At 71.4% G+C, this 13816-nt stretch carries 14 protein-coding genes; 6 read left to right on the forward strand and 8 right to left on the reverse strand.

What is annotated here, in order from left to right; all coding sequences use genetic code 11:
- The first annotated feature begins 85 nt into the window (after positions 1 to 85).
- Positions 86 to 394 carry a c-type cytochrome gene (locus HNQ01_RS07695; protein ID WP_173804778.1) on the forward strand — a complete coding sequence of 103 codons (309 nt, stop codon included), beginning with the start codon at positions 86 to 88 and terminating at the stop codon, positions 392 to 394.
- 235 nt (positions 395 to 629) lie between these two features.
- Here HNQ01_RS07695 and HNQ01_RS07700 read toward each other — a convergent pair whose 3' ends face one another.
- From HNQ01_RS07700 to xseB, 5 genes are all read right to left on the reverse strand, one after another.
- Positions 630 to 1400, reverse strand: a complete 771-nt coding sequence (locus tag HNQ01_RS07700; RefSeq protein WP_173804779.1) for a ferredoxin--NADP reductase — start codon at positions 1398 to 1400, stop codon at positions 630 to 632.
- 257 nt (positions 1401 to 1657) lie between these two features.
- Complete coding sequence (locus HNQ01_RS07705) at positions 1658 to 2794, reverse strand: trypsin-like serine peptidase (RefSeq protein WP_173804780.1); 1137 nt, start codon at positions 2792 to 2794, stop codon at positions 1658 to 1660.
- 119 nt (positions 2795 to 2913) lie between these two features.
- Positions 2914 to 4839, reverse strand: coding sequence for a 1-deoxy-D-xylulose-5-phosphate synthase (gene dxs, locus HNQ01_RS07710; protein WP_173804781.1), 1926 nt, complete (start codon positions 4837 to 4839; stop codon positions 2914 to 2916).
- A 21-nt stretch (positions 4840 to 4860) separates the two neighbouring features.
- Positions 4861 to 5763: a polyprenyl synthetase family protein gene (locus HNQ01_RS07715; RefSeq protein ID WP_173804782.1), complete on the reverse strand. Its 903-nt coding sequence runs from the start codon at positions 5761 to 5763 to the stop codon at positions 4861 to 4863.
- Complete coding sequence (gene xseB / locus HNQ01_RS07720) at positions 5760 to 6002, reverse strand: exodeoxyribonuclease VII small subunit (RefSeq protein ID WP_173804783.1); 243 nt, start codon at positions 6000 to 6002, stop codon at positions 5760 to 5762. Before xseB ends, HNQ01_RS07715 begins: the two co-directional genes overlap by 4 nt.
- Positions 6003 to 6346: 344 nt before the next feature.
- On the opposite strand from xseB, the gene HNQ01_RS07725 reads away from it, so the two are divergent.
- The 4 genes from HNQ01_RS07725 to HNQ01_RS07740 all read left to right on the forward strand — a co-directional run bounded on the left by HNQ01_RS07725 (position 6347) and on the right by HNQ01_RS07740 (position 9881).
- Positions 6347 to 7468: an aromatic ring-hydroxylating oxygenase subunit alpha gene (locus HNQ01_RS07725; protein WP_173804784.1), complete on the forward strand. Its 1122-nt coding sequence runs from the start codon at positions 6347 to 6349 to the stop codon at positions 7466 to 7468.
- Between the two features lie 87 nt (positions 7469 to 7555).
- Positions 7556 to 8467, forward strand: a complete 912-nt coding sequence (locus tag HNQ01_RS07730; RefSeq protein WP_173804785.1) for a DMT family transporter — start codon at positions 7556 to 7558, stop codon at positions 8465 to 8467.
- Between the two features lie 16 nt (positions 8468 to 8483).
- Complete coding sequence (locus tag HNQ01_RS07735; protein ID WP_173804786.1) at positions 8484 to 9341, forward strand: sulfurtransferase; 858 nt, start codon at positions 8484 to 8486, stop codon at positions 9339 to 9341.
- A 105-nt stretch (positions 9342 to 9446) separates the two neighbouring features.
- Positions 9447 to 9881 (forward strand): universal stress protein, encoded by a 435-nt coding sequence (locus HNQ01_RS07740; protein ID WP_173804787.1) that lies wholly within the window; start codon positions 9447 to 9449, stop codon positions 9879 to 9881.
- 17 nt (positions 9882 to 9898) lie between these two features.
- On the opposite strand, the gene HNQ01_RS07745 is transcribed toward HNQ01_RS07740, so the two are convergent.
- The 3 genes from HNQ01_RS07745 to HNQ01_RS07755 form a co-directional block, all read right to left on the reverse strand.
- On the reverse strand, positions 9899 to 10711 hold the full coding sequence (locus HNQ01_RS07745) for a TIGR00266 family protein (RefSeq protein ID WP_173804878.1): 813 nt from the start codon (positions 10709 to 10711) through the stop codon (positions 9899 to 9901).
- A 107-nt stretch (positions 10712 to 10818) separates the two neighbouring features.
- Positions 10819 to 11535, reverse strand: coding sequence for a hypothetical protein (locus HNQ01_RS07750; RefSeq protein ID WP_173804788.1), 717 nt, complete (start codon positions 11533 to 11535; stop codon positions 10819 to 10821).
- 20 nt (positions 11536 to 11555) lie between these two features.
- Positions 11556 to 12911: a M48 family metalloprotease gene (locus HNQ01_RS07755; RefSeq protein ID WP_173804789.1), complete on the reverse strand. Its 1356-nt coding sequence runs from the start codon at positions 12909 to 12911 to the stop codon at positions 11556 to 11558.
- 94 nt (positions 12912 to 13005) lie between these two features.
- Between HNQ01_RS07755 and HNQ01_RS07760 the strand changes: the two genes are divergently transcribed.
- A complete protein-coding gene (locus tag HNQ01_RS07760) occupies positions 13006 to 13815 on the forward strand; it encodes an SDR family NAD(P)-dependent oxidoreductase (protein ID WP_173804790.1) in 810 nt (269 codons plus the stop codon).
- The last annotated feature ends 1 nt before the right edge of the window (position 13816 follow it).

The raw sequence follows: 13816 nt of genomic DNA on the forward strand, positions 1-13816 counted from the left end.
GGCTTGCTGTTGAGGCCGCGGCGCGGACGGCTTGCCGACCGGTCCCGTCCGCTCTCTGATCAACGCCCCGTACCGAGGAGACTCCATGAAGTTCTTTGCCCTGCCCGTGCTGGCTGCTGCCCTGACGATGACCGCCGGCCTGGCCCATGCCAATGCCGACGGCAAGGAGGTCTACAACCAGAACTGCGCGATGTGCCACGCCGCCGGCCTGGCCAACGCGCCGAAGTTCGGTGACAAGGCCGCCTGGGAGCCGCGCATCAAGACCGGCAAGGACGCGCTGCTGAAGTCGGCGCTCAATGGCAAGAACGCCATGCCGGCCAAGGGCGGCAACCCGAAGCTGAGCGACGAGCAGATCAGCGCCGCGATCGACTTCATGGTCGCCGCCGCGAAGTGATCCTTCCCTGACGGGGACCCGTTCCGGGCGGCCAGGCCGCCATGCTGCTGAAATATCGGGCATTCCAGAAGAATGCCTTTCAGATCAAGGGCTTGTAGGGCCGATGGGCGGGTCATCCCCAGGGTTATCCACAGGGATTGTGGACACCCTGGTCCGGCATGACGAAAAAAAGCGCGACACCGGGTCGCGCTTTTTTCGTTTCAGGCGAGCCTGATGCGGCGTGGGGTGCGTGGGATCACTGCTCGGCGAAGGCGCGCTCGATGACGAAGTCGCCCGGCTTGGTGGTGTTGCCCTCGGCGAAGCCGCGTTCTTCCAGCATCTTCTTCAGGTCGCGCAGCATGGCCGGGCTGCCGCAGATCATCACGCGGTCGTCCGTCGGGTTCAGCGCCGGCAGACCGAAGTCGGTCCACAGGCGGCCGTCGTTGATCAGGTCGGTGATGCGGCCCTGGCGCTCGAAGGGCTCGCGGGTCACGGTCGGGCAGTAGATCAGCTTGTCGCCGATGATCTCGCCGAGGAACTCGTGCTGGGGCAGGCTCTTGAACAGGTCCTGGTAGGCCAGCTCGGCGACCTCGCGGCAGCCGTGGACCAGGATGACCTTCTCGAAGCGCTCGTAGGTTTCCGGATCCTGGATGATCGACAGCCACGGAGCCAGGCCCGTGCCGGTGCCGAACAGGTAGAGGTGCTTGCCGGGGTTCAGGTAGTCGAGCAGCAGCGTGCCGGTCGGCTTGCGGCCGACCAGGATCTTGTCGCCCGGCTGCAGGTGCTGCAGACGCGAGGTCAGCGGGCCGTCCGGCACCTTGATCGAGAAGAAGTGCAGCGTCTCTTCCCAGTTCGGGCTGGCGATCGAGTAGGCGCGCAGCAGCGGCTTGCCATCGACCGGCAGGCCGATCATCACGAAGTGACCGTTGGAGAACCGGAACGCGGTGTCGCGGGTGGTGGTGAAGCTGAACAGGCGGTCGGTCCAGTGATGCACCGAGAGCACGGTCTCTTCGTTGAAGGCTTTCATGGCGGCAGGTCAGGGGGCTGGGGCAGATCAGAGCGGATCGGACCGCGCGGCGCCCCAGGCCCCGTCCGGTCCGTCACCGGATCTCGGCGCGGGGCTCGGAACCGGTTATGGCATTCGATACCCCAAGCAGTATCACAACCGGGCGGTCGGTGCAAGCGGGGCATGCGAGGGCGCCAAGGATACCCGATCTGCCGGCGCCGCCGCAGGCGCTGGCCGACCGGATGTCCCGGCCCGTTTCCTGATCTGGCCGGGCCGGTTCAGCAGGCCCAGGGATAGGCGGTGCAGGCGGACGTCAGCATCGACCCGAGCGTGCTGTCGAACTGCGAGCCGCCCTGGACCTTGACCGCGGCATTCGTGTAGCCCCACGAGACGACCGAGACGGCCATGTTGGCGCTGTTGTCCTGCGGCAGGGACGAGCTGTCGGCGTAGTTGACGCGGTAGTTGAGAACGACCGGGCCGCCGCTGGAGCCGCCCTGCATGTCCGATCCCCAGATGCCGTTGTTCAGCGAGCCGTAGTTGTTGACCATGCTGTCGACCCGGTGCATCACCCCGCCGGAGTCGAGGTTGCCGGGATAGCCGATCACGGTCGCATGCTTGCCGATCATCGCCGGGTACTGGACGCCCAGCGTGCCGGTGTAGTCGCCGACCCGCTTCAGGCTGGCGTTGCGGTTCAGGACGATCAGCGCCCAGTCGCGGGTGTTGGGCACGCCGCCGCCGCCGCTGAACCAGTTTGTCGTCGTGTAGACGTTCGCCCAGCTCGACCAGGTGCCGAACGGCGCCGAGCCGCTGCGGAAGGACGGGATGTACTGGAAGCTGTTGTACCAGCCCGAGGCCAGGCCGTTGCCGCTGTGCACGCAGTGGCCGGCCGTCAGCACGATGCCCGGCTTGATCAGCGAGGCGGTGCACATGTAGCTGCCGGTGCCGATCTTGAAGTAGAGCTTGCCGGCGGCGCTGCGCGGCCAGGCGGCTTCTTCCCCGGCGGTCGCGGCCACGCGCGAGGAGGTGAACTGGATCGCGCCGGTGCCGACGGCCGACGGCGTGATGCCGCCGCTCGTGTCGACCGACGAGGTGAAGGGCAGGATCTGCTGCAGGCCGCGTGCGCCGAGCGTCGGCGGCAGCGCCGGCGAGCTGGAGACGACCGGCGTGGTGGCTGCGGTCGAGACCGCCGCGTTGTAGTCGAAGGCCTGGGCCGGCAGGAAGCCGACCGTGGGGGTGACCGAGCGGGCCGACGCATAGTCGGCCGCCGACCAGGTGCCCGACGACTGCGCGGCCACGGCCGGCGCATCCATCGAGACGACGTCACCGACGCGCGCGGCGCCGGCGTTCAGGGCGAGACCGGCGCCGGCCAGCAGCAGGGCCAGAGGGCGCATCGGATTCGGGGCGTGACGGGTCATGTGAGCCTCCTGTCTTTGTGACGGATGTCATGGATGAACCCGGTCAGTGTGCCTCCCGAATCATGAAAATCTGCTCAAGTCGGAAAAACTTCGTCATCAGTTCTGATGACGGACGAGCCTCAGCCGTTGGCCACCGGGCGCAGGTGCGCCTGGGCCGCGGGCGCCAGGAAGCGCTCGGTGATCGAGGCCTCGATGCCGGCGGCGTCCAGGCCGCACTGCGCCAGCAGCGCCGCCGGATCGCCGTGGTCGACGAAGCGGTCGGGCAGGCCGAGCTGCAGCACCGGCACGGTCAGGCCGACGGCGTTGAGGTGCTCGGTGACGGCGGAGCCGGCGCCGCCCATCGTGCAGCCTTCCTCGATCGTCACCAGCGCGTCGTGGCTGCGGGCGAGCTGCTCGACGAGCGCGCCGTCGAGCGGCTTGACGAAGCGCATGTCGGCCACCGTCGCGTCGAGCTTCTCGGCCGCGGCCAGCGCGGGGTGCAGCAGCGTGCCGAAGGCGAGAATGGCCACGCGGCGGCGGCCCGCGGGCAGCGTCGACTCGCGGCGCACCACGCCCTTGCCCCACTCGATCTCGTCGAACTCGCGGCCGGCCTCGGCACCGACGCCGCTGCCGCGCGGGTAGCGCACCGCCACCGGGCCGCCGTGGCGGTAGGCGGTGGTCAGCGCGCGGCGCAGCTCGGCCTCGTCGGAGGGCGTCAGCATCGCCATCTTCGGGATGCAGCGCACGAAGGCGATGTCGTAGGCGCCGGCGTGCGTCGGGCCGTCGGCGCCGACCAGGCCGGCGCGGTCCAGCGCGAAGACCACGTCGAGGTCCTGCAGCGCCACGTCGTGGATCAGCTGGTCGTAGGCGCGCTGCAGGAAGGTCGAGTAGATCGCCACCACCGGCTTCAGGCCCTCGCAGGCCAGGCCGCCGGCGAAGGTGACCGCGTGCTGCTCGGCGATGCCGACATCGTGGTAGCGGTCGGGAAAGCGGCGGTGGAACTCGACCATGCCCGAGCCCTCGCGCATCGCCGGCGTGATGCCGACGAGCTTCATGTCGGCGGCGGCCATGTCGCACAGCCACTGGCCGAAGACCTGCGTGAAGGTGGGCTTCGGGGCGACGGCCGGCTTGACCAGGCCGACGGCCGGGTCGAACTTGCCCGGGCCGTGGTAGGCGATCGGGTCGGCCTCGGCGAGGCGGTAGCCGTAGCCCTTCTTGGTGACGACGTGCAGGAACTGCGCGCCCTTCTTGTCGCGCAGGTTCTCCAGCGTCGGGATCAGCGCGTCGAGGTCGTGGCCGTCGATCGGGCCGACGTAGTTGAAGCCGAACTCCTCGAAGATCGTGCCGGGCACGACCATGCCCTTGGCGTGCTCCTCGAAGCGGCGCGCCAGCTCCAGCAGCGGCGGCGCGTTCCTCAGCACCTGCTTGGCGCTCTCGCGCGCGGCCGTGTAGAAGCGCCCGCTCATCAGGCGCGCGAGGTACTTGTTCAGCGCGCCCACCGGCGGGCTGATCGACATGTCGTTGTCGTTGAGCACCACCAGCAGGTTGGGTACGCGGCCGGCGTGCGGCATGCCGCCGTTGTTCAGCGCCTCGAAGGCCATGCCGGCGGTCATCGCGCCGTCGCCGATGATGGCCACGCAGTGGCGGCTCTCGCCCTTGAGCTGCGCGCCCAGCGCCATGCCCAGCGCCGCCGAGATCGAGGTCGAGGAGTGCGCGGTGCCGAAGGTGTCGTACTCGCTCTCGTCGCGCTTGGGGAAGCCCGACAGGCCGCCGGCCTGGCGCAGCGTCGGGAAGCGCTCCTTGCGGCCGGTCAGGATCTTGTGCGGATAGGTCTGGTGGCCGACGTCCCAGACCAGGCGGTCGTCCGGCGTGTCGAAGACATGGTGCAGCGCGATCGTCAGCTCGACGGTGCCGAGGTTGGACGACAGGTGGCCGCCGGTGCGGGCCACGTTGCGCAGCAGGTAGTCGCGCACCTCGGTGGCGAGCTGCTTGAGCTCGAGCCGGGAGAGGTGGCGCACGTCGGCGGGAGACTGGATGCGGTCGAGCAGCGGAGTGGGCAGGTTCATCGCGGGGTGTCCGTCGTGCGCTCAGGAGACGCGGTCGATGACGCGGTCGGCCAGCACCGCCAGCGTCGAGGTGTCGGCCAGGCCGCTGGCCTCGAGCGCGGCGCGGGCCCGCGCGTGCAGCGTCGCGGCGCGTTCGCGTGCGCCGTCGAGGCCGAGCAGCGAGACATAGGTCGGCTTGTTCTGGTCGGCGTCCTTGCCGGCGGTCTTGCCCAGCACCTCGGAGTCCTGGGTGCAGTCGAGGATGTCGTCGACCACCTGGAAGGCCAGGCCGATCGCCCAGCCGTAGTCCGACAGCGCCTTCGCCGCCGCGGGCGAGAGCTCGCCGCAGGCCGCGCCCATCATCACGCTGGCCTGCAGCAGCGCGCCGGTCTTGCGCCGGTGCATGTCCTGCAGCTGCGGCTCGGCGAGCGGACGGCCGACGCTGGCCAGGTCGATCGCCTGGCCGCCGGCCATGCCCTCGACGCCGGAGGCGCGTGCCAGCAGGCTGCACAGCCGCGCCTGCAGCGCCGGGGGCACCACCTCGCGGCCGTGCTCGTCAGGCGGAGTCAGCACCTCGAAGGCCAGCGCCTGCATCGCGTCGCCGGCCAGCATGGCCTGGGCCTCGCCGAACTCGACATGGACCGTCGGCTTGCCGCGGCGCAGCACGTCGTTGTCCATGCACGGCATGTCGTCGTGGATCAGCGAGTAGGCGTGGATCAGCTCGACCGCGCAGGCCGCGCGCATCGCCGCCTCGGCGTGGCCGCCGACGGCTTCGGCCGCGGCCAGCACGAGCAGCGGGCGCAGGCGCTTGCCGCCGTCGAGCACGCCGTAGCGCATCGCCAGTCCGAGGCTGGCCGGGGCATCTGCGCGGACATGGGTGCTCAGCGCGGTCTCGACCGCCGACAGCTGCGCAGCCACCCAGTCATCGAAGGCAGGGCGCTTCATGAGGGATCGCTCCAGGGTTTGAGCTGCCCTTCGTCGAGCATCCGCACCTGGGTCTCCACCGCGTCGAGCCGGGTGCGACAGAAACCGAGCAGCTCGGCGCCGCGGCGGTAGCCGTCGAGCAGCTGGTCGAGCGGGAGCTGGGCGGACTCCATCGACTGCACCAGCCGTTCGAGTTCGGCCAGCGCGCTTTCGTAGCTTTCGGGCTCGTTGGAGGAGGGTTCGGGGGCGCTCTTGGGCATGGCGTCTGGGGAAAGGCCTCGATTGTAGGGCGCGCGCACCCCCGTCATGGTGCATTGCCGCGAAGATGCCCCGGCGTCCGGTCGGCCGACTCAGCGGAAATGAAATTTCCGCCGATGTTGTTCCCGATCAACATCCTGCCCGCGCGACACCTTCGAGCTGCACCCCGTCGACCCGCAACGGCGGGCTCGGCTACAATGCGCGGTTCGCCCTGGGCAGACCCGCCCACCCCGGTCCTGCAGCATCCGCTGCGATTTCGTGCCTTCCATACGGCAAGCGCCCAGTGGCCTGGGACCGTTCCAAGGGGGTGGTGGTTCGACATGGATTTTTGGAGATCCTGGGGATCATGTCCGACCTGAGCACACAGCAAGCTCTCCTTCGCAGCCGCACCCAACTTCCGGTGACCAGCTATTTCGACCCGGTGCTCCACGAGCGGGAGATGAAACTCATCTTCGATGCCGGTCCCCGCTATGTCGGGCACGAGCTGATGGTCCCGGCGCGGGGTGACTTCCATGCGCTTGCGCAGGAACGGGAGGGCCGTGCGCTGATCCGCACCGACAAGGGCGTCGAGCTGGTCTCCAACGTCTGCCGGCACCGCCAGGCCGTCATGCTCAAGGGGCGCGGCAACACCGGCAGCAACGTCGTCTGCCCGCTCCACCGCTGGACCTACGACCTGGCCGGCAAGCTGATCGGCGCGCCGCACTTCAGCGACGATCCGTGCCTGAACCTGCGCAACTATCCGGTGCGCACCTGGAACGGCCTGATCTTCGAGGACAACGGCCGCGACGTCGCCGCCGATCTGGCGGACCTGGGCCCGAAGGACGTCCTCGACTTCGAGGGCTACCAGTTCCACAACGTCATCCAGCACGAGTGCAACTACAACTGGAAGACCTTCATCGAGGTCTATCTGGAGGACTACCACGTCGTGCCCTTCCATCCCGGCCTGGGCAACTTCGTCACCTGCGACGACCTGCGCTGGGAGATGGGCCGCGAGTACTCGGTGCAGACGGTGGGCACCGCGCCGGGCATCGGCCAGGCGCTGGGCAAGCCCGGCTCCAAGGTCTACGAGCGCTGGCACGAGCAGGTCATGCGCTACCAGGACGGCGTCGCGCCGAAGCACGGCGCGGTCTGGCTGACCTACTACCCGCACATCATGATCGAGTGGTATCCGAACGTGATGACGGTGTCGACGGTGTTCCCGCTGGGCCCGCAGAAGACGCTCAACACGGTGGAGTTCTACTACCCCGAGGAGATCATCGCCTTCGAGCCCGAGTACATCGAGGCCCAGCAGGCCGCCTACATGGAGACCTGCATCGAGGACGACGAGATCGCCGAGCGCATGGACGCCGGCCGCCGCGCGCTGATGGAGCGCGGCGACAACGAGGTCGGCCCCTACCAGAGCCCGATGGAGGACGGCATGCAGCACTTCCACGAGTGGTATCGCCGCGTCATGGACTTCAAGGACTGATGTTCGCGCACTGATCGCCGCCGGCGGCCCCTGACGGCCGCCGCGCGTCGCCGACCCGGGGAGGCCCGGGCCGTTAGCATGCCGGGCATGAACGCCCCGCTGCTGATGGTCCTGGCCTCCCTTCTCTTTTCGCTGATGGGCGTGTGCGTCAAGCTCGCCAGCACGCAGTTCGGCACCGGCGAGATCGTGATGTACCGCGGCCTGGTCGGCGCGGTGGTGATGGCGGTGCTGGTGCGCGTGCGCGGCGAGTCGCTGCGCACCGCCGTGCCGGGCATGCACCTGTGGCGCAGCATCGTCGGCGTGTCGGCGCTGTGCCTGTGGTTCTACGCGATCGGCGGCCTGCCGCTGGCCACCGCGATGACGCTCAACTACATGTCGCCGATCTGGATGGCGATGTTCCTGATCGGCGGCTCGGTGCTGCTGGGCGGCGCGCGGGTGGACGCGCGGCTGGTGGCGACCGTGCTGGCCGGCTTCGTCGGCGTGGCGGCGATCCTGCGCCCGAGCATCGACCGCGACCAGCTCTGGTTCGGCGTCGTGGGCCTGTTCTCGGGCATGCTCTCGGCGCTGGCCTATCTGCAGATCACCGCGCTGGGCCGTGCCGGCGAGCCCGAGACGCGGGTGGTCTTCTATTTCTCCTGCGCCGGCACGCTCGCCGGTCTGGTGCTGACGCTGCTGCAGGGCGGCGCCAGCGGCGGCCACGACCTGCGCGGCCTGCTGCTGGTGCTGGCGGTGGGCGTGTTCGCCACCGCCGCGCAGCTGGCGATGACGCGCGCCTTCTCCATCGGCCGGCCGCTGGTCAATGCCAGCCTGCAGTACCTGGGCATCGCCTTCTCCTTCGCCTGGGGCGTGCTGCTGTTCGACGATCCGGTGCATCCGCTGGCGCTGCTGGGCATGGTGATGGTGATCGGCGCGGGCATCGCCGCGACCCGTCTGCGCCATGCCGGGGCCGCGCCGCGCCAGAATGCGTCCGATACGCTGCCGCCCGATCTCGAGTCCTGACCTGCCGCTCCACACCATGACGACTTCCCCCGACTCCTCCTCCCCGCTGATCTCCGCCGAGGCGCTGAAGGCCGCGCTGGGCACGGTGCGCGTGTTCGACGTGCGCTTCGACCTGGCCCGGCCGGAGGCCGGCGAGGCCGCCTGGCGCGAGGGCCATCTGCCCGGCGCGCACTACCTGCACCTGGACCGCGACCTGAGCGCCAAGGACGGCGTGCCCGCGCTGTGCGGCGGGCGCCATCCGCTGCCGACGCGCGAAGTCTTCGCCGCCACCGCCGCACGGCTCGGCCTGACGCCGGACACGCCGGTGGTGCTGGTCGACGCGCAGGGCGGCATGTTCGCCGCGCGCGCCTGGTGGATGCTGCGCTGGATCGGCGCGCGCGACGTGCGGGTGCTCGACGGCGGCCTGGCCGCATGGCGCGCGGCCGGCGGCGCGCTGGAGCCTGGCGAGGTCGCCCCCCCCGCGGCCGCGCCCGCCTGGCCGCTCGAGCCCGAGCCGGCGGGCCTGCGCCTGACCGCCGACGCGCTGGCGGCGCAGCTGGGCCGCGTCGCGCTGCTGGATGCGCGCGCGCCCGAGCGCTACCGCGGCGATGTCGAGCCGCTCGATCCGGTGGCCGGCCACATTCCCGGCGCGCTGAACCGTCCCTTCAGCGCCAACCTCGGGCCGGACGGCCGCTTCCTGCCGCCCGAGGCGCTGCGCGCGGCCTTCCAGGGCCTGGCCGGTGCGCGTGCGGTGGTGCACCAGTGCGGCTCGGGCGTGACCGCCTGCCACAACCTGCTGGCGATGGCGGTGGCCGGCCTGCCCGGCGGCGCGCTCTACGCGGGCTCGTGGAGCGAGTGGTGCCGCGATCCGGCGCGGCCGGTGGCCCGAGGCTGACGCCGTCCTTGCAGTCGGCGTGGTTCTTGACGTTGCTCAAGCCGCGCCCGGCGGCGCGGCGCATGATCGGTCCATCCCTTTTTTGCGTCTGCAGGAGTTCCGATCATGTACAAGAGCATTCTGGTGCCGACCGACGGCTCGGAGATCACCGCCAAGGCGATCGAGACCGCGGTGGCGATGGCCAAGGCCTTCGGCGCGAAGCTGGTGACGCTGGCGGTCAAGGAACCCTTCCCGTACAGCGCGATCACCGAGATGCAGCCGATCCCGCCGCAGGAGTTCTTCGACGCGCAGGAGCGCATCGCCGTCAAGCACATCGACCAGGTCAAGGCGACCTGCGCGGCCGCCGGCGTCGAATGCCATGCCGCCACCGTCGAGGCCGCCCATCCCTGGGAGGCGATCATCGACTTCGGCAAGGACCAGGGCGCCGACCTGATCGTCATGGCCTCGCACGGCCGCCGCGGCGTGGCCGCGCTGCTGCTGGGCAGCGAGACCCAGAAGGTGCTGACCCACAGCACCGTGCCGGTGCTGGTGGTGCGCTGAAGGCCGGACGGCGACGGTCAGTCGTCGTCGCCGCCGCCGAGCAGGCCGCCGAGCAGCGTGCCACCGGCCAGACCGCCCAGCATCGAGCCTTCCTCGCGGCTGCCGCCCATCTGCGGCGCCGCGGCGAACACCCGGCTCGCCAGGCGCGAGAACGGCAGGCTCTGCAGCCACACCGTGCCCGGCCCGGTCATCTTCGCGAAGAACAGGCCCTCGCCGCCGAAGAGGGCCGTCTTGATCTTGCCGACGTACTGGATCTCGAAGTTCACGTTCGGCGTGAACGCGACGACGCAGCCGGTGTCGATCAGCAGCGTCTCGCCGGGCTGGAGCTCGCGGCGCACCACGGTGCCGCCGGCGTGCACGAAGGCCAGGCCGTCGCCGTCGAGCTTCTGCATGATGAAGCCCTCGCCGCCGAAGAAGCCCACCGACAGCTTCTGCTGGAAGAAGATGCCCAGCGAGACGCCGCGCGCCGCGCACAGGAAGGCGTCCTTCTGGCAGATCAGCGTACCGCCGAGCTGGCGCAGGTCCATCGGGATGATCTTGCCGGGGTAGGGCGCGGCGAAGGCGACGCGCTGCTTGCGCGCGGCGCCGTTGGTGTAGACGGTGGTGAACAGCGACTCGCCGGTGATCAGGCGCTTGCCCGCGCCGAGCAGCTTGCTCATGAAGCCGCCGCCCTGCTGCCTGCCGCCGTCGCCGAAGACGGTGTCCATCTGGATGCCGCCCTCCATGAACATCAGGCTGCCGGCCTCGCCGATGGCCGCCTCGCCGGGGTCGAGCTCGACCTCGACGAACTGCATCTCGGAGCCCTTGATCTCGTAGTCGACGACATCCATCGCGGAGGTCGAGCCGGAGCCGGCCGGCGAGGACGACGGGCCGGAGAACGAATCGAACAGTGACATGGCGCGGAAGTGGGGTGGATGGAGCGCCGATTCTCGCCGACTCAGGCGCCCGGACGGGGCGCCTGCAGCAGCGGCGCGCGCAGGCGCGTGGCGAAGTCGCGCGGCGCGACGTACTGCAGCACCGGCTTGCCGCGCCCCTGCGGATCGAGCGAGATCGACAGGCCCCGGGCCGGGTAGAGCAGGTTCACCATGCCGTCCGGGCCGGCGATGCGCTCGGCCGGCGCGCCGAAGCGCTCGGTCGCGGCGGCCTCGTCGATGCGCGCCGCCGGCAGGAAGGCCAGCGCGACGAGCGTCGCGCCGCGGGCCTGCGCCTCGTCCTCGGCCCGCAGCGTCAGCCGGTAGCTGCCGCTGGGCTGGGGCTCGCGTGCGCTGGCGCGCGATTCCCAGCGCCGCAGCGTCGCGTCGTCCGCCTGGCCGGTCAGCACGACGCGGCCCTGCACGAAGCCGGCGCGCACGTTCTCCAGATAGGCCTCCAGCGTCAGCCGCCCCTGCGGATCGCGCACCAGCGCGACCTTCATGTCGGCGGTCTCGGCCGGCCAGGTCGAGGCGATGCTCGCGATCGTGTCCTGGCCCGGACGCACCCCGAAGACCCGCGTGCCGCCGTCCTCGAGCGTCTCGATCTGCCAGGGCAGGTCGCGCGTGGCCACGGTGGCCGCGCCGTCGCCGACCGGGCCCGGGTGCAGCATCTGCCACAGCGCCGGTCCGGTCAGCGCGATCACCAGGAACAGCAGCGTGCCCGTCAGCAGGCCCGCGATCATCCGCCCGTTGCCGCGCGCGCTCACAGCGTGTACCCCATCGACTGCAGCCGCGCCGCGGAGAAGCGTGCGGCCTCGCCCTGGCGGCTGACCTGCAGACAGCGCGCGTAGTGCTCGGCCGCGCGCCGGCCCTGGCCCATGCCGTCGAGCGCGACGGCCTTCATGAACAGCACGCCCGGATCGCCCGGCAGCACCCGGTCGTGCTGCTCCAGCGCGTCGAGCGCGGCACCGGGCTCGCGCAGGCCCAGGTGCAGCGCGGCCGCCAGCCGGTGCGCCTGCGCCTCCTGCGGACAGATCGCGCGGGCCGTCTCGGCCACGGCCAGCGCCTCGCGCGGGCGCTCCTGCGCCTGCAGGCACTGCGCCATGCGCAGGTGCGCGGCGTAGTCGCGCGGCGCGGTCTTCAGCGCCAGCGCGAACTGCTCGCCGGCCTCGGCGTGGGCGCGGCGGCTCATCGCCAGCTCGCCGTTCCTGCAGGCCTGGATCGCCGGGGCGATGCGGCGCAGGCTGGCGATCGAGTCCATGAAGCGCTCGCGCCGGGCCGGGGCCTTCAGCGTGGCCGCATGCAGCGTCTCGGCCCGCTCGCGGCTGCGCTCCAGGCGCTCCTCGCTCATCGGATGCGACACGAACATCGTCTCGAGCAGCCCGGGACGCTCGCGGTGGCGCGCCACCAGCCGCTGCTGCAGCTGCACCATGCCGGAGGCCGGATAGCCCGCCGCGGCCATGCCGGCCTGGCCGAGCGCATCGGCCAGGCGTTCCTGCTCGCGCGAGTAGCCCGGCAGCAGCGCGCTGGCGCCGATCTGCGTGCCCGGGCCGAGGGGCGGCGAGCCGGCGGCGTTCTGCGCCGCCGCGTTCAGCGAGGTCGCGGCGGCCCGGGCCATCGGCGTCTGGCCCGGCGACGGGCCGGCGTGGCGGGCATTGACGTGGCCGAGCTCGTGACCGAGCAGCGCCGCCAGCTCCGCCTCGTCCTGCAGGTCGACCAGCAGGCCGCGCGTCACCCCGGTGGCGCCGCCGGGAAAGGTGTAGGCGTTGTCGTGGTGGGCGTTGAGCACGCGGCCGCTGTAGGCCAGGTCCTGGCGCGGCATGCGCGCCATCAGCGCGAGCCCGACCTGGGCGATGTAGTCGCTGACCGCGTCGTCCTGCACCGCGCCGAGGTCCTGCGAGAACTGCCAGGCGGCCTGCTGCGTGTCGGTCTGGCGCTCCTGCGCCTCGCCCGCGCCGCCGGCCGGCAGCGCCGCGCAGCCGGGCAGCGCGGCCGCGACCGTGCCGGCACCGAGCAGCCACAGCAGGTCGCGCCGCTCGAGCCGGTTGCGGCGCAGCCGCGTCGCCAGCGCGTCATGCGCGCAGGCAGGAGGGGAAGGGGAGCGTGAGGTCGGCGTCATGGCGGCGGTCGGTGACAGGCGAGGTCGGACGTGTCGAGGATTCTAGGCAGGCGATGCTTAACGGCGGCAGCGCTCGCGCGGACAATGCCGGCGCATGACTGCCCGCGAACCGCTTCCGACCCCGTCCGCCCCGGCCTGCGAGGCCGGGCACCTCGTCATCCTGACCGGCGCCTCGCGCGGGCTCGGTGCGGCGATGCTGCGCCGGCTGCTCGCCGATCCCGATCCGGCGCTGCACCTGATCGCCATCGCGCGCGGCGCCGTGTCGCCGACGCCGGCCGACGGCCGCTGCGAGGCCTGGCCGCTGGATCTGTCCGACCCGCCAGCGGCGGCCGCGCGGCTGTCGGCCTGGCTGGCCGCGCAGCCGCCGGTGCGCTGGCGCCGCGTCACGCTGATCAACAATGCCGGCGTGATCCCGCGCATCGGCCCGCTCGGCGAGGACACGGCTGCAGCGCTGTCGGCCGCGCTGCGCGTCGGCCTGGAGGCGCCGATGCTGCTGACGGCCGCGCTGCTGGGCGCGACCGCCGGCTGGGCGGCGCGTGCTGGTGGCGAGGTGCGGGTGCTCAACCTCTCGTCCGGCCTGGGCCGGCGCGCGATGGCCGGCAGCGCCGCCTACTGCGCCGCCAAGGCCGGCATGGACCACTTCAGCCGCGCGGTCGCGCTGGAGGAGGCCGCCGGCGCACACCCGGCGCGCATCGTCTCGCTGGCGCCGGGCGTGATCGACACCGACATGCAGGTGCAGCTGCGCGGCGCCGACCCGGCCGGCTTCCCCGACCACGGCCGCTTCGTGCATCTGCAGTCGGCCGGCCTGCTCGACAGCGCCGACGCGGCCGCCGCCAAGGTGCTGGCCTGGCTGGAGCGGCCGGACTTCGGCGCGCAGCCGGTGGCGGACGTGCGCGAGGGCTGAG

This window comes from Sphaerotilus uruguayifluvii (assembly GCF_013294065.1).
GTDB classification, from domain to species: domain Bacteria; phylum Pseudomonadota; class Gammaproteobacteria; order Burkholderiales; family Burkholderiaceae_C; genus Sphaerotilus; species Sphaerotilus uruguayifluvii.